Raw genomic sequence first — 18,140 nt, forward strand, 5'->3', positions numbered from 1 at the left:
ACGACCGGGCAAACACTCACAACGCCATAAAAAAGGCCCGCCGAAGCGGGCCACAAAAGTCAGGAGTTGAAGCCGACTGATTTAACCGTGCTTGGCGTCGAAGAACTGCTCGTCTTCCGTCGAGCCCTTCAGCGCGGCCGTGGAAGCGTTGGCCTCGATGGTCGTCGTGACGGCGTCGAAGTAGCCGGTGCCGACTTCGCGCTGGTGCTTGACMGCGGTGAAGCCCTTCTCGGCGGCGGCGAATTCSTTCTCTTGAAGCTCGACGAAAGCGCTCATCTGGTGACGGGCGTAGCCATGGGCCAGTTCGAACATCGAGTAGTTCAGGSYRTGGAAGCCGGCCAGCGTGATGAACTGGAACKTGTACCCCAGGGCACCCAGTTCGCGCTGGAACTTGGCGATGGTCGCGTCGTCCAGGTTCTTCTTCCAGTTGAAGCTCGGCGAGCAGTTGTAGGCCAGCAGCTTGCCAGGGAACTTGGCATGGATGGCGTCGGCGAAGGCCTTGGCGAAGGCCAGGTCGGGCTTGCCGGTCTCGCACCAGATCAGGTCGGCATAGGGCGCGTACGCCAGGCCGCGGCTGATGGCCTGGTCCAGGCCGTTGCGGGTACGGTAGAAGCCTTCGACGGTGCGCTCGCCGGTGCAGAACGGCTTGTCGTTGTCGTCGATGTCGGCGGTGACGAGGTCGCCGGCTTCGGCGTCGGTACGGGCGACCAGCAGCGTGGGCGTGCCCATGACGTYGGCAGCCAGGCGGGCGGCGACGAGCTTGGCCACGGCCTCACGGGTGGGCACGAGCACCTTGCCGCCCATGTGGCCGCACTTCTTGGCGCTGGCAAGCTGGTCTTCGAAGTGCACGCCCGCGGCACCGGCCTCGATCATGGCCTTCATCAGCTCGAAGGCGTTCAGCACGCCGCCAAAGCCCGCTTCGGCGTCGGCCACGATGGGGGCGAAGAAGTCGATGTCGTCCTTGCCTTCGCTCCACTGGATCTGGTCGGCGCGCTGGAAGGTGGCGTTGATCTTCTTGACGACCTTGGGCACCGAGTCCACCGAGTACAGCGACTGGTCGGGATACATCTCGCCATTGCTGTTGGCGTCACCGGCGACTTGCCAGCCSGACAGRTAGATGGCYTTSASGCCGGCCTTGACCTGCTGCATGGCCTGGTTGCCGGTCAGGGCGCCCAGGGCATTGACGAAAGGCTCGGTGTTCACCAGGCCCCAGAGCTTCTCGGCACCGCGCTTGGCCAGCGTGTGTTCGATCTCGATGGAGCCGCGCAGGCGCACGACGTCGGCGGCGCTGTAGCCGCGGGTGATGCCCTTCCAACGGGGGTTCTCGGCCCAGTCTTTTTCCAGGGCGGCGATCTGTTGGTCACGGGTGAGGCGGGTCATGAAAAGCTCCTTGCTGAACATCGAAAACCGATGGTGCAAGACTAGGCCTTGGACCTGGCCTTGTGAAGCCGCTAGTCTTATATAAGACGAAAAACTTTGTCATTTAAAAACAATGGCTTATGTTTTATTTTTCAAATCAAGAAATGCCATTCACCATAATGAGAAATATTGCGGCAGCGCACCATGGTTGCTTTTCACGATTTGAAAAGTGACTTTCGAATCGTGAGAACGCACCGCTTCAGAATGCGTCCAACCATGACCCACTCAGGCTGCGTGCCATGACCCTTCTCGTGACCCCTCGGCTGCGCCTTGAGCCGCTGAACGACAGCCATTTCGAGGCCCTGTACCGCCTGAACAGCGACCCCGTCGTCATGCGCTACATCACCGGCCGGCCTGACACGCCGGAAGACACGCAGTCCATGATCGACCGCGTGAAGGCCCGCTGGGCCGAGTTCGGCTATTCCTGGTGGGGTTTCATCCGCCAGGACAACGGCGACCTGATCGGCACCGGCTGCATCCAGCACTTGAACCGCGACCCGGCGGGGCCGCTGGAGACCGGCTGGCGGCTGCGCCAGGATGCCTGGGGCGTGGGCTATGCCAGCGAAGCAGCCCGCCACATGGTCGGCTGGGCGTTCAAGACGCTCAAGCCGGAGTTGATCTGCGCCGTCTGCCAGCCCGAGAACACGCCCTCCTCCACCGTCATGGAGCGCCTGGGCATGACCTTCACCGGCAACGGCCGCTGGTATGACATGGATTGCAGGCGCTACGACATCACCGCGGCGCAATGGGCGGCCAGCCCAGCTAAAACACGCTACGACGCTGAGGCATAGTTCGGTTTCTCGCAATCACTCTGCACGGAGGACCTATGGCCAACACCGAACAACGCGGCAACAAGATGACGAAGAAACCCAAGAAGGACACGGGCCCCGGCAAGGCGGCGGGCTCGGATCGCCCGGTGCCACCGATGACGGCCGTCCTGCCCAAGGGCAAGGAAGCCAAGCTCAAGAACAAGTAAGGCCGACCGCTGGCCGGCCAGCGGCTACAAACCGCCGACGAAGTAGCGCTTCAGGCCGGCCAGCACCATCTCGACCGCGATCGCGGTCAGCACCAGGCCCATCAGCTTCTCGATGGCCGAGACCACCGAGTCGCCGAGCAGCTTGCGGATGCGGTCCGCCAGCACGAGCACCAGGCCTGAGACCAGCAGGGCCGCGCTGAGCGCACCAATCCACTCGTAAATGCGGTCAGGCTGGCGGGACGCCAGCAGCAAGACCGTGGCCATGGCCGATGGCCCAGCCAGCAGCGGCACGGCCAGCGGAAAGATCAGCGGCTCCTTGCCGGGCTCCAGGCCATAGGCCGATTCGCCCGAGCTGCCGAAGATCATGCGGATGGCGATGATCACCAGAATCACGCCGCCAGCCACCTCGAGCGAGCGCTCCGACAGGTGCATCACGCGCAGGAAGCCCTCGCCCAGGAACATGAAGGCAAACAGCACGCAGAAGGCGATGCCCACCTCGCGCAACGCCACCCGCGTGCGGCGCTCCTTGGGCACCGCACGCATGATGGGAATGAACACGGGCAGGCTGCCGAGCGGGTCGAGCACCAGCAGCAGCAGGATCAGGGCGGAGAGGAAGCTGTGGTCCATCGATTCATTGTCCCCGCCGCCCTGTCGAAAAGGCTGGCACGCGGCGCTACAGCGCGGGCACAAAGCACGCCAGGCGCTTCCCGCGCAGCACTACGTCAGCGGCGAGCCTCGCGCCTCAGGAGCCCGAAGGCCATCGCTAGACTACGCCGCCTCGCCAACGACAACAGGTTCACCTGGATTCACGACGCATGATGGATCTGATTTGCGCAACGCGCCTGACCTCTCACGACTTCTGGACCCGCTCAGCACTGGGTCTGTCGTTGCAGCGCATATCGCATGACCACCGACTGAAACCACGCATTGCCTTCGAGAACCGTAGGGGTTTGCCGTCGGTCTACAACGAGCGCATCGACGCCGCCGACGCCGAGCCGATCCTGGTATTCATCCACGACGACGTCTGGCTGGACGATCACTTCTTTTTCGAACACGTGTCGGCTGCCGTGAACGCGGTGGACATCATCGGCGTGGCAGGCAACCGCCGCCGCGTGCCGGGGCAGCCCTCATGGGCTTTTCCGACCCCGCGCTTCGAATGGGATGCCGCCGAGCACCTCAGCGGCACGGTCTGCCATGGGCAGCAGGCTTTTGGCAAGGTCGCCCACTTCGGCCCGGTGCCGGCCAGCTGCGAGCTGTTGGATGGCGTGCTGCTCGCCACCCGGCGTGACCTGCTCAGGGAACGACAAGTTCGTTTTGACGAGCGCTTCGACTTCCACTTCTACGACATGGACTTTTGCCGCAGCGCCCGTCAGGCCGGGCTGTGGCTGGCCACCTGGCCGATCGCCATCACTCACCAGAGCAGCGGACGCGCCGGCTCGCCCGACTGGCGAGAAAACTACGACAAATACCTCGCCAAATGGGGCGCATGAGGCGGGCAGCGCTCAGTCCACAACGGGCCTGAACGGCAGCTGCGCCTCGACGCGGATCACCAAGCAAGGGTTGCACGATCATGCCCGCCGACTTGCATGTCGGCGGGCCGTCGCAGGCGTTGCACAGTCCGCAGCTACCGTGCTTTTGTCCGGGCTCAGAACTTGTAGTAAGCCCGCGCGTAGTAGGACGCGCCATTCAGGCCGAACTGCACGCTGTCGTAGTAGAAGCCGTTGTCGGTCTCGAACGGGTCCTGGCGCGACGGCTTCACGTTGAAGACGTTGTTGCCACCGATGCTGAGCTTCAGCGCCGGCGTGGCCTGCCAGGTGGCGCCCAGGTCCATCGAGGTCTTGGGCTTGTAGTTCAGCGTCATGCCTTCGGTGAAAGCGCCCTGCGTCTGCTTGCCGAAGTGGATGATCTTGGCCTCACCCGTCCAGGCGCCCTGGGCGTACTCGAAGCCCAGCGTGCCCTTGGCCCGCGGGCCGGCCTCCTCGATGAAGAGGCGCTCGCGCGTCGACAGCAGCACATCCTCGTACCCCTTCAGCGCTGCCGGCGCGTGGATGGCCGTCACCGTCGTGCGGCTGATGTTCAGCGCCAGGAAAGTGCTGAGTTGACCCGCGCCCAGCTTCATGCGGTTGGACGCGGTCAGGTCCAAGCCGCGGGTGCGCGTGTTGATGGAGTTGACGAAGAAGGCGGTCTGCTCGACACCCTGGCTGGTCAACAGCGGTGCCAGCGGCGGGTAGTTGCTGGCCGTGAAGCGGCCGGACAGCACGATGCGGTCTCGGATGTTGATCTGGTAGAGGTCGACAGTGAGCGAGGTGTCGGCGCTCGGCTTGACGGTGAGGCCGAGCGTGAAGTTCTTGGACTTCTCCTGCTTCAGCGGCGGCACACCCGCGGCCAGCGGGATGGCGCTGCCGTTCGGGGCCAGCTTCACCTGCACGGGCTTGCCGCTGATGAAGTCGGTGAAGGTGGACGAGAAGTAGAGCTGCTGCAGACTGGGGGCGCGGAAACCCGTGCTGGCCGCGCTCCGCAGCAGCACTTCCTTGCTGAGCTTGTAGCTGGCCGCCAGCTTGGCGGTGGTCTCGGAGCCGAAGTCGCTGTAGTGCTCAGCACGGATGGCTGCGTCGACTGTCAGGCTGGGCGTGAAGCTGGCTTCCCAATCGGCATACAGCGCCTGGCTGTTGCGGCTGCGGTTGGTCATGTCGACCGGCTGAAAGCCCGGGAAGCCCTGGCTGCCGGCGATGCCGCCGAAGTTCAGGCCGTCGGCGTCCTGGTACGAGCCCAGTTCGCCAGCGACGATGTCGTATTTCTCTTTGCGGTACTCGGCGCCGAAGGCGATGTTGCTGCCCCCGAGCAGGTCTGGGAAGAAGCGGCTGACATCGAAGTTGGTCGTCGCCTGGCTGAAGCCGAAGCCGCCGGCGTCAAAGCTGGACGGGCTGATGCCCTTGCCGCCATCCAGCAGATCCTTGTTGGCGATGGACGCGTTCAGCGTGTTGCTGATGTTGTAGCGCATCTTGTTGGAGCCATAGGTCTGCGACAGATCGGTGTCCCAGCCGACAAAGGCCGACTTCCAGCCGACGCTGACATAGCGGTCCTCGATCTTGCCGTTGATGAAGGGCACGAAGCCGTCAGGGTACATCGCGGCGGAGTTGCGCGACGGCACGTCGCTGGAGCCGACGCCGCCGCGCGCCCAGGCGCCGGACGACGCATCGCGGTTCTGCGCACCGGCGGTGACGTAGAGCTTGTTCTCGGCCGCCAGCGGGAACTCGCCGTTCAGATAGACCGTCTTGTTCGTGACCGCGGTGTCGCCAATGGTGCGGGGGCCGACCTTCTCGTCGTTGGGGTCGTTGCGGTTGGAACGGCCACGGTCCTGCCATTCGCCGGTGATGCCCAGCGAGCCGTCGCCGAGCTTGATGCCGCAATAGGCAGAGGCGAGGTAGTTCTTGCCGTCGCCCGCCGAGTACTGGCCATAGCCCGCCACGGCCTCGCAGCCGGCCTTCTTCTTCAGCTGGATGTTGACGACGCCGGCAATGGCGTCTGAGCCGTACTGGGCCGCCGCGCCGTCACGCAGCACCTGCACGTTGTCGATGGCCAGCAGCGGCAAGGCATTCATGTCCGTGCCCGTCGCGCCACGGTTGCGCGCGCCGAACAAGTTGACCAGGGCCACGGTGTGGCGGCGCTTGCCGTTGACGAGCACCAGGGTCTGGTCCGAGCCCAGGCCACGCAGGGCCGCCGAGTCGATCAGGTCGGCACCGTCAGCGCCGGTCTGGCGCGTCGAGTTGAAGGACGGCGACAGGTATTGCAGCGTCTGCGCCAGATCGAACTGACCCCCGCCCTCGGTGATCTTGCTCATCGAATAGATGTCGACAGGCACCAGCGTGTCGGTGCTGGACGCGGCGGGCAGGCTCTTGCGGGAGCCGATGACTGTCACGCGCTCGAGGTTGCTGGCTTCCTGGGCCAGGGCTGAGGCGGTGGCAAAGAGGGTGATGGCGGCAAGCGCGGTCGGCAGCAGGCGGGTGGCGTGCATGGAAGGACTCCGTGATCGATTTGTGATGGCGGCGGAGTTTGCCCCTCGTAACAGGCCCGTGAAGGTGGGTGTTGTGGCCCGCCGACAGGTTTGAAACCAACGAAACGAACGAAGCTTCGGTGCAACCCGAGGGCGGGAAAACGAGAATCCGCCGCGCTCAGCCCCGCGGATGGTGCTCGGCGTGCAAGGCTTTGAGGCGCTCCCGCGCCACATGGGTGTAGATCTGCGTCGTCGACAGATCGGCATGCCCTAGAAGCAGCTGCACGGCACGCAGATCCGCACCATGATTGAGCAGATGCGTGGCAAAGGCGTGGCGCAGCGTGTGCGGCGACAGCGGCACGGTGATGCCGGCCGCCAGCGCGTGTCGCTTGATCAGGGTCCAGAACATCTGCCGCGTCATGCCGGCGCCGCGGGCGGTCACGAAGAGGTCGTCGCTGCTCTGGCCGGCCAGGATCTCGGCGCGGGCCTCGCGCAGATAGCGCGTCATCCAGTCCCTTGCGTGCTCGCCAAAGGGCACGAGGCGGGCCTTGCTGCCCTTGCCGGTGACGTGCAGCACCGCGTCCTTGAAGGCGACATGGGCGCTCTTGAGCGTGACGAGTTCGGACACGCGCAGGCCGCTGGCATACATCAGCTCCAGCATCGCGCGATCACGCAGCCCCAGCGGCGTGTCGACATCCGGCGCATCCAGCAGCGCGCTGACCTGGGCCTCGCTGAGCAGCTTGGGCACGCGCAGCGGCTGCTTGGCCGTCGTCAGCTTGAGCGTCGGGTCGGCCTGGACGCGGCCCTCGCGCAGCGCCCAGCGGAAATAGCGCTTGAAGACCGACAGCCGGCGATTCGAGCTCGTGGCCTTGCCGGCCGGTTTGGCGGCGGCGTACTCGAACAGCTTCAGCTCGGTGCAGGCATCCAGCGAGGCGGGCGCCAGCCAGGCCGCCAGCGCGGACAGGTCGCGCCGGTAGGCCGCCTGCGTGTTGGCGCTCAGGCCGTCTTCCAGCCAGAGCGCCTCGATGAAACTCTCGATGCCCGCATCAATGGCCATGGCGCATCCCGCATTCGGGCCGAGCGCCGGGCCGCTCCCTAGCCGGCCCGCTTTGGCGATGTGCTTGCCGGTCAATCCGGCAAGCATCGCCGTCCCCTCGGGGGACCGGCCAAGGTAGTCCTTGGACGAGGGGCGCTACTTCAATCAAGCTTGAGCTTCTGTGCCGCCACGACCTTCTTGTAGACCTCGAACTCCGCCGCAATCTGCGCCGCGAACTGCTCGGGCGTGTTGGCCACGATCAGCGAGCCGGTGTCCTCGATGCGCTTCTTGACGTCGGGGATCTCCAGCGCCTTCTTGACCCCATCGTGCACCTTGTCGACGATGTCGCGCGGCAGGCCCTTGGGGCCGTGGATGCCGTAATAGGCCAGCCGGTTGACGGCCTCCAGGCCGACTTCCTTGAAGGTCGGCACATTCGGCAACGCCGCCAGGCGCTGCGGTGCGGCGACGACGATGGGAATGAGGCGGCCGTCCTTGATGAAGGGCAAGGCCGAGGGCAGGTTGTCGAAGATCATCGGCACCTGGCCGGCCACCGTGTCGTTCAGGGCAGGGCCGGCGCCGCGGTAGGGGATGTGCAGCACGAAGACGCCGGCCAGCGTCTTGTAGAGCTCCATCTGCAGGTGGCCGATGCCGCCGGTGCCGGAGGTCGCGTAGCTGTGCTTGGCCGGGTTCTTCTTGAGTTCGGCGACGAAGCTCTTGTAGTCGCGCGCCGGRAAGCTSGGGTGCACSGCAATGACGTTGGGCGTYGCCGCGACGTTGATGATGGGCGTGAAGTCGGTCAGCGGGTTGTAGGCGATCTTGGGATTGATCGCCGGGTTGGCCGCCGTCGTCGACACCGTGGCCATGCCCAGTGTGTAGCCGTCGGGCGCGGAGCGCACGATTTCCATCGCGCCGACTGTGCCGCCGCCGCCGGCCTTGTTGTCGACCACCATGGTCTGGCCCAGGACGCTGGACATGCGCTCAGCGACGATGCGGGCAATGATGTCCGTCGTGCCGCCTGGTGCGAACGGCACGATCAGGCGGATGGGTTTAGCGGGGTAGCCCTGCGCCCAGGCCAGATGCCCGAAGGGGCCGAGGCTGGCGAGTGCGGCGGCTTGGAGGACGGAACGGCGTTGCATGAAGTCGGTCTCCTTGGTTTGATGGGGCGATGCTAGTTCAGGACGGCTGACCCAGCAGGCCGGCACGCAACCGGGCATCGCTGTTGCTGTCGCCAAGGAAGACCTTCAGGAAGGCCGTGTAGAAGTCCTGGCCCTCGATGGGCTTGCCCCAGACCTTGCCATTGACCGACAGGACGGTGCCACCCTGGGTGGGCAGATAGTCGATGTGCAACAGGTCGCCCTTCTTCACGCGGCCCACGTCGGCGATGGCCGTGTTGAACTGCTTCAGACGCTCGGCAACCGCCGCCTTCTCGGCCTCGGTGGAGTTGCGATTCACCCCCTTGCCGATGGCCTTGACGAATTCCTGCGTCGACACGTCCTTCACGAGCGGAATGACGATGCGCATCTCCAGCCGCTTGGGGCCGGCCTCGGCGTAGATGGCGTCGGGCGCCGCCGCCTTTTGTGGCAGGTAAAGGGCCGCGAGATAGAGCGGGTAGATGGCCACCTGGCGCTTGCCGGTACCGTTCAACACCAGGGTGCTGCCGCCGAGCTGCAGCGTGTCGGGAAAGTCCTGGTTTTCATAGCGGACAGCGCGGGCGGGCATGGATGCGGCTGCGGCCAGGGCGAGAACGGCCGCACGGCGGCGGATGGACAAAGTCATTCACGGGCTCCAACGGTCAGCGGGCCGGACGATAACGCGGCAGGCGACTCCGGCGCGGACAAGGCCCAGGCGATGTGCTCGGTCACCACTTCGTCGGCGCCGTGCCCTGCTTGCTGCAACGCGGCGCGCAGAGTCGAGTCGTCGCGGACCCGCAAGGCATTGCCCGCCGCCACCGCCAGATTGCGCTGCCAGCGGGCGAAACCGATGCGGCGGATGGCCGAGCCTTCCGTGCGGCGCAGGAATTCGCTTTCGCCCCATCCAAGCAGCGTGGCAATTGGCTCGCCCGCCATGCCTGGGCGCACGTCGAAGTCGGCCAGCACGGCGGGCTGCGCGAACTTGTTCCATGGGCAGGCCAGTTGGCAGTCATCGCAGCCATAGACGCGATTGCCCAGCAAAGGGCGCAGTTCGACGGGTATCGGCCCATCGTGTTCGATGGTCAGGTAAGAGATGCAACGCCGGGCGTCGATGCGGTAGGGTGCGGTGATCGCGGCAGTCGGGCAGACATCGATGCAGGCCCGGCATTCGCCGCAATGCGCGCTGACGGCTTCGGTCAACGGCAGGGCCAGATCGATGAAGAGCTCGCCCAGGAAGAACATCGAGCCGGCCTCGCGGTGCAGCGTCAAGGTGTGCTTGCCACGCCAGCCCAGGCCCGAGCGCGCGGCCAGTTCGACCTCCAGCACCGGCGCCGAGTCGGTGAAGACGCGATAGCCCAGCGGGCCGACTTCGGCCTCCAGCTTCTCGGCGAGCTTCTGCAGCCGCTGGCGCAGCACCTTGTGATAGTCCCGGCCGCGGGCATAGATCGAGATCTGCGCTTGCTCCGGCTGGGCCAAGCCAGCCCATTCGACGGCCTGCCAGCCCGGCTCGGTGGCCTGGGGCAGATAGTCCATGCGCGCCGTGATGACGCGCAGCGTGCCCGGCACCAGCTCGGCCGGGCGCGCACGCTTCATGCCGTGGCTGGCCATGTAGTGCATGCGGCCATGGTGGCCGGCGTCCAGCCAGGCCTGCAGGCCCGGCTCGGCGCTGCTGAGGTCCACGTCGGCCACGGCGATCTGTGAGAATCCCAGCTCATGCGCCCAGCCGCGCAAACGGATCAACAGCGCGGCGGCATCGACAGTGGACGGGACTTCTTGCATTTGGCACCGATTTTAGAAACCGATCTGCTGTGGCCCGACGAGGCCGCGGCCCAGGCCACCGCCGGACGCCTCGCGGCGGTACTGCTGCCCTCCCCCAACGCGCTGATCGAGCTGCACGGCTCGCTCGGCGCCGGCAAGACGACCTTCGTGCGCCTCCTGCTGCGCGCGCTGGGCGTGCAAGGCCGCATCAAGAGCCCCAGCTATGCCGTCATGGAGAGCTATGAGCTGCCTGAATCCGCGGGAGGCAACACTGCCAGCCACTTCGACTTCTACCGCTTCGGCGACCCGCGCGAGTGGGAAGACGCTGGCTTTCGCGACGTCTTCGCTGCACCCGGCCTCAAGCTCTGCGAATGGCCCGAGAAGGCGGCCGGCCAGCTGCCCGCGGCTGATCTGCAGCTCTTCATCGAGCTGATGCCCGACGACAGTCGAAGCGTGCACGCGGTTGGCGACGCCCGACTCGTGGGAGCCCTGGCATGAAGCGCCGCGAAACCTTGGGGCTGCTCGCCCTGCTGCTGAAGGCGCCCGACACGCTGGCGGCGGGCAGCCAGGCCAGCATCGTCGCCGTGCGCGTCTGGCCGGCACAGGAATACACCCGCGTCACCATCGAGTCCGACCAGCCGCTGGCGGTCAAGCATTTCCTCGTCGACTCGCCCCACCGTCTCGTCATCGACATCGACGGCCTGGAGCTGAGCCCGGGGCTGCGCGAGCTGATCGGCAAGGTCAAGGCCGACGACCCCTACATCACCGGCGTGCGCGTCGGCCAGAACACGCCCACCGTCGTGCGCATCGTGCTGGACCTGCGCCAGCCCGCGGCACCACAGATCTTCACGCTGGCGCCGGTGGCCGCCTACAAGAACCGTCTCGTCTTCGACCTCCACCCCAAGTTCGAGGCCGACCCGCTGCTGGCCTTGGCGCAGGAGCGCGACAAGAAGCCGTCTGCCGCTGCGACGCCCTCCCCGGCCCAGCGCGCCGAGGCTGCGGCCAGCGCCGTCAACGATGCCCTCGGTGACCTGATCCAGAAGATCGAGCGTCCGCCAGCGCCGGCAGCCTCGGCACCCTTGGCGCCGCCCGCGCAGGCCGCGTCCAAACCCGCACCAGTGCCCGCCCCTGCCGTCGAGCCCAAGATCGACCGCCTCATCATCATTGCGCTGGACCCCGGCCACGGCGGCGAAGACCCCGGCGCCGTCGGCCCCTCAGGCCTGCGTGAGAAGGATGTCGTCCTGGCGGTCGGCCTCAAGCTGCGTAAGCGGCTCCAGACCAATCCGAACATCCGCGTGCTGATGACACGCGACGCCGACTTCTTTGTGCCGCTGCAGGACCGCGTGCACAAGGCGCGCCGCGTGCAGGCCGACCTGTTCGTCTCCATCCATGCCGACGCCTTCTTGACGCCGCAGGCGCGCGGCGCCTCGGTGTTTGTGCTCAGCGACGGCGCCGCGACGAGCGCCGCCGCACGCTGGATGGCCAACCGCGAGAACGCGGCCGACATGGTCGGCGGCGTCAACGTCGGCGCCGCCACTAAGGACGCCAACGTGCTTCGCGCCCTGCTCGACATGAGCACCACGGCGCAGATCAAGGACAGCCTCAAGCTCGGCGGCGAGGTGCTGGGCCAGATCGGCAAGATCGGCAAGCTGCACAAGGCCAAGGTCGAGCAGGCGGGTTTTGCGGTGCTGAAGGCGCCGGACATTCCGAGCATCCTGGTCGAGACGGCGTTCATCTCCAACCCGGAGGAAGAGAAGAAGCTGCGCGACCCGGACTATCAGGATGAACTGGTGGACGCGTTGGCCTCGGGCATCGCGAGGTACTTTGCGAAGAATCCGCCGATGGCAAGGAAGCGGAGCACGACGTTGTAGTCGTGCTTGCTTTTGCGAAGATCGCGTCTGCTCGTTGCATTGCCGGGAGTCCGTCCCGGCGGCCGGGTAACTTTCTTCTGCGGGGCCAGAAGAAAGTCACCAAAGAAGAGGCCCTGAACCGCACACGAGCGCGACGCCGCCATCAGCGGCGCGCGAAAACAGCCACCGGCATTGCGACAAAAAGCGAGCCGCTGCGCTCTCGCACACGACTTGTGACGAGCCCGACGCATCGCACGAGCACCCCGTTCGACGCGCGGCTGCACGCCGGGCTCATCAAAACAGCCCAATGCAGCGTCGCTCGGGCGACGCGGCTGTTCGGTATTTCCTGATGAGCCCGGCGTGCAGCCGGCGTCAACTGGCATGATGGTCCGATCGCTGGCGCTCTTCACAAGTCGTGTGCGAGAGCGCAGCGGTTCGCTTGTAGGCCCGGCGCTGCTTCGAGCTTGCGAGCGCCTCATCCCACTCGAGTGCGGATTGCATTGAGCGCTCCTCTTTTGGTGACTTTTCTCTGGCGCGTCAGAGAAAAGTTACCCGCCCTCGCGGGGCGGATTCCCGCGGCACTGCACGCGAGTCATAAGGACAACGGCAAAAGCAACCCAACCAATCAGCAGCATTTACCAACCCGTGCCGAATACCTCGCCGCCTGCCTCTCCCTGAAGAACTCCTCATAGCTCATCGCAGCCCGATCCGGATGCGTGGCCTGGTGGTGGGCGAGATAGCTGCCGTAGTCCGGCACGCCCACCATCAGGCGAAGGCTCTGCGTCAGATACCGGCCCGCCTGGGCCAGTTCACGAAGCTCAAGCACGTTGCCCCGCCGGCAGCAGCACGAAAGCCGTCTCCTGCGCCGTCGCCCGACCACTGCGGCGCGCAGCCAGCACAGCATTGACGCTGTAGACCAGCACGCTAATCACGACGCCCATGAACAGCGCACACAGCGCCGCATCCAGACGATCGTTGAAAACCACCCGCGACATCGCGTCCAGTGTCTTGGCCGGCGCCAACACCTTACCCTCGGCAATCGCCGCTGCGTATTTGTCGGCGTGGGCCAGGAAGCCGAGCTTGGGGTCGGCCGCGAAGATCTTCAGCCAGCCGGCCGTCATCGTGCACACCAGCAGCCAGGCGGCCGGGACCGCCGTGACCCAGGCGTAGCGGTCCTTCTTCATCTTGAAGATGACGACCGTGCCCAGCAGCAGCGCGACGGCGGCCAGCATCTGGTTGGCGATGCCGAACAGCGGCCACAGGGTGTTGATGCCGCCCAGCGGATCGACGACACCCTGGTAGAGGAAGTAGCCCCAGGCCGCCACGCACAGGCCGGTGGCGACGAAATTGGCCACCCAGCTCTCGGTGCGCTTGAGCGACGGCACAAAGCTGCCCAGCAGATCCTGCAGCATGAAGCGGCCGGCGCGCGTGCCGGCGTCCACGGCGGTCAGGATGAACAGCGCCTCGAACAGGATGGCGAAGTGGTACCAGAAGGCCATCAGCGCCTTGCCGCCCACCACCTGGTGCAGGATCTCGGCCATGCCCACGGCCAGCGTCGGCGCACCGCCTGCCCGGGCCAGGATGGTCTTCTCCCCGACATCGGCCGCGGCCTGCGTCAGCATCTCTGGCGTCACAACAAAGCCCCAGGTCGACAACGTCTGCGCGACCGTGGCGGCGTCCTTGCCGACGACCGCGGCCGGGCTGTTCATCGCAAAGTAGACGCCCGGCTCGATGCAGGAGGCCGCGACCAGCGCCATCACGGCGACGAAGCTCTCGGCCAGCATGCCGCCGTAGCCGATGTAGCGGGCGTGGGTCTCGTTCTCCAGCAGCTTTGGGCTGGTGCCCGACGAGATCAGCGCATGGAAGCCCGACACGGCGCCGCAGGCGATGGTGATGAACAGGAAGGGGAACAGGCTGCCAGCCCAGACCGGCCCGCCACCCGACGCGAACTGCGTCAGCGCCGGCATCTTCAGCGGCGGCGCGACGATGACGATGCCGATGGCCAGCGCGATGATGGTGCCGATCTTCAGGAAGGTGCTGAGGTAGTCGCGCGGCGCGAGCAGCAGCCACACCGGGATGCAGGCGGCGACAAAGCCATAGCCGATCAGCAGGCCGACGAGTGTGGTCGGGGCCAGCGTGAAGATGGGCGCCAGCGTGGCGCTCTCGCTGACCGCCTGGCCGCCGAAGATGGCGCCCATCAGCAGCACGAAGCCGATGACCGACACCTCGCCGATGCGGCCCGGGCGGATGAAGCGCAGGTAGACGCCCATGAACAGCGCCACCGGAATCGTCGCCGCCACCGTGAACAGGCCCCAGGGCGAATCCGCCAGGGCCTTGACGACGATCAGCGCCAGCACCGCCAGGATGATGATCATGATCATGAAGGCGCCGAACAACGCGATCAGGCCCGGTACCGTGCCCATCTCCTGCTTGACGAGGTCGCCGAGGGACCGGCCGTCACGGCGCGTGGAGATGAAAAGAACGATGAAGTCCTGCACCGCGCCGGCGAAGACGACGCCCGCCAGGATCCACAGCAGGCCGGGCAGATAGCCCATCTGCGCCGCCAGCACGGGGCCGACCAGCGGGCCTGCACCGGCAATCGCCGCGAAGTGGTGGCCGTAGAGCACGTGCTTGTTGGTGGGCACGTAGTCCAGCCCGTCGTTGTACTTCCAGGCCGGCGTCTGGCGCTTGGAGTCCAGTTCCAGCACCTTGTTCGCGATGAACAGGCTGTAGTAGCGATAGGCGATGAGGTAGGTGCACAGGGCGGCAGCCACGACCCACAGTGCGCTGATCGTCTCGCCGCGGCTCAGGGCCACGGTGGCGAGGGATGCAGCACCCAGGATCGCAACGCCCGCCCACGCAAGGTGGCGGCGCAGATTCATGAGGTTTGTCTCCGTTGCGGTGCACACCTCGACACGGGGCGCGACCGTGATGGAAGTCTCGGCAAACGGGCGCTCCTCGGCATCGGTCAAGCCACGCAGGCCTGGCGCGCGGCAATACCTAAGGGTCAACCCCGAAACACCCTCTTACGCAACGGCGCAGGACGGCGTCAACGTCGGGCGGGGCCTGGCGTTGTTCGAGCACGGCCAGCATCTTGTTCGGCCCTGTAGGAGTTCCGCCATGCTTCGTCCCCTCATCGCCGCTTTTGCCGCCACCGCCGCCCTGCTGGGCGCCGCTTCTGCCCAGGCGGGCACACACTGGTCCATCGGCGTCAGCCTGCCGGCCGCGGGTGTCGTCGTGTCGAACGGCGGCTACTACGCACCTGCACCCGCTCCGGTCTATTACGAGCCTGCACCGGTCTACTACGAGCCGGCACCCGTCGTGCGCTATGCGCCGGCGCGCCGCTATGTCGAGCGCGACGTCTACTACGCGCCGGCCCCGCGGGTGGTTTATGCGCCGTCCTACCGCGAGCGTCGCTGGGAAGGTCGCGACGACCGTTGGGACCATGGCCGTCACGAGCGCAACGACCGCTGGAGCCACGACCGGGACGACTCCGGCCCGCGCCGCGGGCACTGAGCCCGCGCCCGTCAGCGCCGCGCCATCTCGCCGCGGATCTCGGTCTGCAGCAGTTGCAGGTCGGGCAGGTCGAAGGGCTTGAGCAGCGCCCGCACATGGGGGCCGAAGTCCGACAGGTCCGAGCCCATCTCATAGCCCGACGAGAACACCACCCACGTGTCCGGCGCGTGGCGCAGGATGGCCCGGGCGAGGTCGATGCCTGACATCCCCGGCAGGCTGACGTCGGTCATGACGAGGTCGAACTTGTCGGGCGCATAGGCCGCCAGCGCTTCCTCTGCTGTCGCGCAGCTTTCGGGCTGCATCCCCACCTCCTCCAGCAAATAGGCGATCTGTTCACGCAGATCGGTGTTGTCCTCCACGAACAGCACCCGCAAGGCCGGCGCCTGCGTGGGCCGGGCAGCACTGAGCTCGGCCACGGCGCGGGCCAGCAGATGCGGGGACACTGCCTTGGGCACGCAGCGCTGGAAGCCTGCCTCGAGCGCGGCCTCGCGGTCGGTCGCGCGCACATAGGCCGTGACGGCCGCTGCGGGCAGCACGTCCGGGCCCAGTTCCATCGCTTGGCGCACATGTCGGATCAGGTCATAGCCCCCCATGCCGGGCATGCCGAGATCGCTCAGCAGCACATCGAAGCGCTGCTGCTGCAGCAAGGCTATTGCCGCCTCGGCCGACTCGGCCGTGACAACATCAGCGCCGCGCTCGGACAGCAGGCGGGCATGGGCCTCGAGCACGTCGGGGTGGTCATCGACGAGCAGCACCCGCACGCCAGAGATCAAGGGCTCGACACCGCCCGCCTCGGTTTCAACACCCGCCACGTTCGACTGGCCGGCGCGCGGTAGGCGCAGGCTGAACACCGAGCCCTGGCCGCGGCCCGCACTGTGGGCTGCCACCTCGCCGCCGTGCAGCTCGACGAGGTTCTTGACGATGGACAAGCCCAGCCCCAGGCCGCCATGCACGCTGGAGGCGGTGCCGTCGGCCTGGGTGAAGCGGTCGAAGAGCTGCGGCAGGAATTCAGGGTCGATGCCCTGGCCGGTGTCGCTGACCGCGACCTCGACGATGGTACCGTTCAGCTTCGTCGACAGCGTGATGCTGCCGCCCGTGGGGGTGAACTTCATTGCGTTGGTGATCAGGTTCATGACGATCTGCGTGAGCCGGCGCGCGTCGCCAAAGACCTCGGCGGCCTCGGGCACCAGCTGCAGCACGATCTCGAGCTGGCGGGACTGGGCTGTCGGGCGGGCCGTGTCGGCCGCGCCCGCAACGATGCCGTTCAGGTCCACCCGCTCGACATTCATCAGCTGCTTGCCGGCGACGATGCGGCTCATCTCCAGCAGGTCGTCGACCAGGACGGCCTGGGCCTGGGCATTGCGCGCGATGGCCTGGATGCCCCGTTGCAGCATGCCGGGCTGCACGCCGGGGTGGGTGAGCACGTTGACCCAGCCGAGGATGGCCGCCAGCGGCGTGCGCAGCTCGTGGCTGATCGCGGCGACGAACTCCTCCTTGGCGCGCGCGGCCTGGTCGGCGGCGCCGCGCGCGGCCTGCTCGGCGGACAGCAACTGATCGCGGCGCAGCTGCAGCTCGCGGCGGTCGGTGATGTCGTGGAAGTAGACGGACAGACCGTCGTGCGAGGGATAGCAATGGCATTCCAGCCAGCGCTCCGGGGCACCTGGCGCCATGGCCTCGAAAGACACGGCCTGACCGCCCTTGGACCGGGCCTTGTCGAAGCCGGCCTCGAACTCGCCGGCGCCAAAGACCTCGCCACTGCGCCGCCCGGTCAGCTCGTCGGCCCCACGGCCGAGCAGCCGGGCGCCCTGCTCGTTGACGTAGCCGATGCGCCCGTCATGCTCGATGAGCAGCAGGCCATCGGTGATGCTGCTCATCATGGCCCGCAAGCGGCGGTCGGCCACGTGGAAGGCCTCGGTCCGCTCGGTGACGCGCCGCTCCAGCGTCTCGTTGAGATCGCGCAAGCGCTCCTCGGCGCGGCGCCTCTCCTCCACCTCGGCCTGCAGGGCCAGGTTGGCGCGCTGCAGCTGGCGGGTCTTGCGGTCCAGTTCGGCAAAGACGGCCACCTTGGAACGCAGCACCGCCGGGTTCACGGGCTTGTGCAGATAGTCGACGGCGCCTGAGCCATAGCCCTGCAGGCGGTACTGGTCCTGATCGAAATAGGCGGTCAGGAAGATGATGGGCAGGTGGGCATTGCGCTTGCGCTCCTTGATCATCTGCGCCAGCTCGATGCCGTTCATGTCCGGCAGCTGGATGTCCAGCACCATGACGGCGAACTCCTGGCCCATCAGCGCGAGCAGGGCCTGGTCGGCCGACAGCGCCCGCACGATGCGGTAGCCCGGGTCCGCCAGCACGCTCTCCAGCACCAGCAGGTTGGCCGGTTCGTCATCGACGATCAGGATGTTGGTCAGCTCTTCAGCGCCCGCCACCTGCTCCACGACGTCGATCGTTGTCGGCATCGTCA

General features: G+C 66.5%; 16 protein-coding genes. 6 read left to right on the top strand and 10 right to left on the bottom strand.

The genetic code is table 11. The features are described 5' to 3' along the window. Positions 1 to 81 precede the first annotated feature (81 nt). Positions 82 to 1,380, bottom strand: coding sequence for an isocitrate lyase (gene aceA / locus ACXJKM_RS13990; RefSeq protein ID WP_457353049.1), 1,299 nt, complete (start codon positions 1,378 to 1,380; stop codon positions 82 to 84). 278 nt (positions 1,381 to 1,658) lie between these two features. On the opposite strand from aceA, the gene ACXJKM_RS13995 reads away from it, so the two are divergent. Further along, positions 1,659 to 2,210: a GNAT family N-acetyltransferase gene (locus tag ACXJKM_RS13995; RefSeq protein WP_056201626.1), complete on the top strand. Its 552-nt coding sequence runs from the start codon at positions 1,659 to 1,661 to the stop codon at positions 2,208 to 2,210. A gap of 35 nt (positions 2,211 to 2,245) precedes the next feature. Continuing rightward, the gene (locus tag ACXJKM_RS14000; RefSeq protein ID WP_200946909.1) at positions 2,246 to 2,395 is read left to right on the top strand and encodes a hypothetical protein; all 150 of its coding nucleotides are present in this window, start codon (positions 2,246 to 2,248) and stop codon (positions 2,393 to 2,395) included. 24 nt (positions 2,396 to 2,419) lie between these two features. Here ACXJKM_RS14000 and ACXJKM_RS14005 read toward each other — a convergent pair whose 3' ends face one another. Beyond that, on the bottom strand, positions 2,420 to 3,022 hold the full coding sequence (locus ACXJKM_RS14005) for a MarC family protein (protein WP_056201623.1): 603 nt from the start codon (positions 3,020 to 3,022) through the stop codon (positions 2,420 to 2,422). A gap of 188 nt (positions 3,023 to 3,210) precedes the next feature. Here ACXJKM_RS14005 and ACXJKM_RS14010 point away from each other — a divergent pair, with 188 nt between their 5' ends. Further along, complete coding sequence (locus tag ACXJKM_RS14010; RefSeq protein ID WP_457353051.1) at positions 3,211 to 3,885, top strand: glycosyltransferase; 675 nt, start codon at positions 3,211 to 3,213, stop codon at positions 3,883 to 3,885. Between the two features lie 155 nt (positions 3,886 to 4,040). Here the strand turns inward: ACXJKM_RS14010 and ACXJKM_RS14015 are convergent, their stop codons facing one another. From ACXJKM_RS14015 to queG, 5 genes are all read right to left on the bottom strand, one after another. Continuing rightward, positions 4,041 to 6,410: a TonB-dependent receptor plug domain-containing protein gene (locus ACXJKM_RS14015; RefSeq protein ID WP_457353053.1), complete on the bottom strand. Its 2,370-nt coding sequence runs from the start codon at positions 6,408 to 6,410 to the stop codon at positions 4,041 to 4,043. A 157-nt stretch (positions 6,411 to 6,567) separates the two neighbouring features. Continuing rightward, the gene (gene xerD / locus ACXJKM_RS14020) at positions 6,568 to 7,446 is read right to left on the bottom strand and encodes a site-specific tyrosine recombinase XerD (RefSeq protein WP_457353262.1); all 879 of its coding nucleotides are present in this window, start codon (positions 7,444 to 7,446) and stop codon (positions 6,568 to 6,570) included. Positions 7,447 to 7,586: 140 nt separating this feature from the next. Further along, positions 7,587 to 8,561, bottom strand: coding sequence for a tripartite tricarboxylate transporter substrate binding protein BugE (locus ACXJKM_RS14025; protein ID WP_457353055.1), 975 nt, complete (start codon positions 8,559 to 8,561; stop codon positions 7,587 to 7,589). Positions 8,562 to 8,598: 37 nt separating this feature from the next. Then, positions 8,599 to 9,201: a chalcone isomerase family protein gene (locus tag ACXJKM_RS14030; RefSeq protein WP_082532890.1), complete on the bottom strand. Its 603-nt coding sequence runs from the start codon at positions 9,199 to 9,201 to the stop codon at positions 8,599 to 8,601. Continuing rightward, entirely contained in the window at positions 9,198 to 10,334 is a 1,137-nt protein-coding gene (gene queG / locus ACXJKM_RS14035; RefSeq protein WP_457353057.1) for a tRNA epoxyqueuosine(34) reductase QueG, read from the bottom strand. Before queG ends, ACXJKM_RS14030 begins: the two co-directional genes overlap by 4 nt. Here queG and tsaE point away from each other — a divergent pair, their 5' ends adjacent. Both tsaE and ACXJKM_RS14045 read left to right on the top strand, forming a co-directional pair. Continuing rightward, a complete protein-coding gene (gene tsaE / locus ACXJKM_RS14040) occupies positions 10,335 to 10,811 on the top strand; it encodes a tRNA (adenosine(37)-N6)-threonylcarbamoyltransferase complex ATPase subunit type 1 TsaE (protein ID WP_457353059.1) in 477 nt (158 codons plus the stop codon). Further along, positions 10,808 to 12,184 carry an N-acetylmuramoyl-L-alanine amidase gene (locus ACXJKM_RS14045; RefSeq protein WP_457353061.1) on the top strand — a complete coding sequence of 459 codons (1,377 nt, stop codon included), beginning with the start codon at positions 10,808 to 10,810 and terminating at the stop codon, positions 12,182 to 12,184. The genes tsaE and ACXJKM_RS14045 overlap by 4 nt, the downstream gene beginning before the upstream one ends. A gap of 604 nt (positions 12,185 to 12,788) precedes the next feature. Here ACXJKM_RS14045 and ACXJKM_RS14050 read toward each other — a convergent pair. Beyond that, the gene (locus tag ACXJKM_RS14050) at positions 12,789 to 12,989 is read right to left on the bottom strand and encodes a YbdD/YjiX family protein (RefSeq protein WP_056201602.1); all 201 of its coding nucleotides are present in this window, start codon (positions 12,987 to 12,989) and stop codon (positions 12,789 to 12,791) included. After that, positions 12,982 to 15,045 carry a carbon starvation CstA family protein gene (locus tag ACXJKM_RS14055; protein WP_457353063.1) on the bottom strand — a complete coding sequence of 688 codons (2,064 nt, stop codon included), beginning with the start codon at positions 15,043 to 15,045 and terminating at the stop codon, positions 12,982 to 12,984. The genes ACXJKM_RS14050 and ACXJKM_RS14055 overlap by 8 nt, the downstream gene beginning before the upstream one ends. A 238-nt stretch (positions 15,046 to 15,283) precedes the next feature. Between ACXJKM_RS14055 and ACXJKM_RS14060 the strand changes: the two genes are divergently transcribed. Continuing rightward, positions 15,284 to 15,679, top strand: a complete 396-nt coding sequence (locus ACXJKM_RS14060) for a hypothetical protein (protein WP_457353065.1) — start codon at positions 15,284 to 15,286, stop codon at positions 15,677 to 15,679. A gap of 11 nt (positions 15,680 to 15,690) precedes the next feature. Here ACXJKM_RS14060 and ACXJKM_RS14065 read toward each other — a convergent pair whose 3' ends face one another. Then, complete coding sequence (locus tag ACXJKM_RS14065) at positions 15,691 to 18,135, bottom strand: response regulator (RefSeq protein ID WP_457353067.1); 2,445 nt, start codon at positions 18,133 to 18,135, stop codon at positions 15,691 to 15,693. Positions 18,136 to 18,140 lie beyond the last annotated feature (5 nt).

The organism is Roseateles sp. P5_D6 (genome assembly GCF_054049415.1).

Bases quoted from the DNA above. Each gene is read 5' to 3' on its own strand.
- xerD (WP_457353262.1), bottom strand. From the start codon at position 7,446: ATGGCCATTGATGCGGGCATCGAGAGTTTCATCGAGGCGCTCTGGCTG.
- ACXJKM_RS14010 (WP_457353051.1), top strand. From the start codon at position 3,211: ATGATGGATCTGATTTGCGCAACGCGCCTGACCTCTCACGACTTCTGG.
- ACXJKM_RS14030 (WP_082532890.1), bottom strand. From the start codon at position 9,201: ATGACTTTGTCCATCCGCCGCCGTGCGGCCGTTCTCGCCCTGGCCGCA.
- ACXJKM_RS14000 (WP_200946909.1), top strand. From the start codon at position 2,246: ATGGCCAACACCGAACAACGCGGCAACAAGATGACGAAGAAACCCAAG.
- ACXJKM_RS13995 (WP_056201626.1), top strand. From the start codon at position 1,659: ATGACCCTTCTCGTGACCCCTCGGCTGCGCCTTGAGCCGCTGAACGAC.
- ACXJKM_RS14005 (WP_056201623.1), bottom strand. From the start codon at position 3,022: ATGGACCACAGCTTCCTCTCCGCCCTGATCCTGCTGCTGCTGGTGCTC.
- ACXJKM_RS14055 (WP_457353063.1), bottom strand. From the start codon at position 15,045: ATGAATCTGCGCCGCCACCTTGCGTGGGCGGGCGTTGCGATCCTGGGT.
- queG (WP_457353057.1), bottom strand. From the start codon at position 10,334: ATGCAAGAAGTCCCGTCCACTGTCGATGCCGCCGCGCTGTTGATCCGT.
- ACXJKM_RS14060 (WP_457353065.1), top strand. From the start codon at position 15,284: ATGCTTCGTCCCCTCATCGCCGCTTTTGCCGCCACCGCCGCCCTGCTG.
- ACXJKM_RS14045 (WP_457353061.1), top strand. From the start codon at position 10,808: ATGAAGCGCCGCGAAACCTTGGGGCTGCTCGCCCTGCTGCTGAAGGCG.
- ACXJKM_RS14015 (WP_457353053.1), bottom strand. From the start codon at position 6,410: ATGCACGCCACCCGCCTGCTGCCGACCGCGCTTGCCGCCATCACCCTC.
- ACXJKM_RS14065 (WP_457353067.1), bottom strand. From the start codon at position 18,135: ATGCCGACAACGATCGACGTCGTGGAGCAGGTGGCGGGCGCTGAAGAG.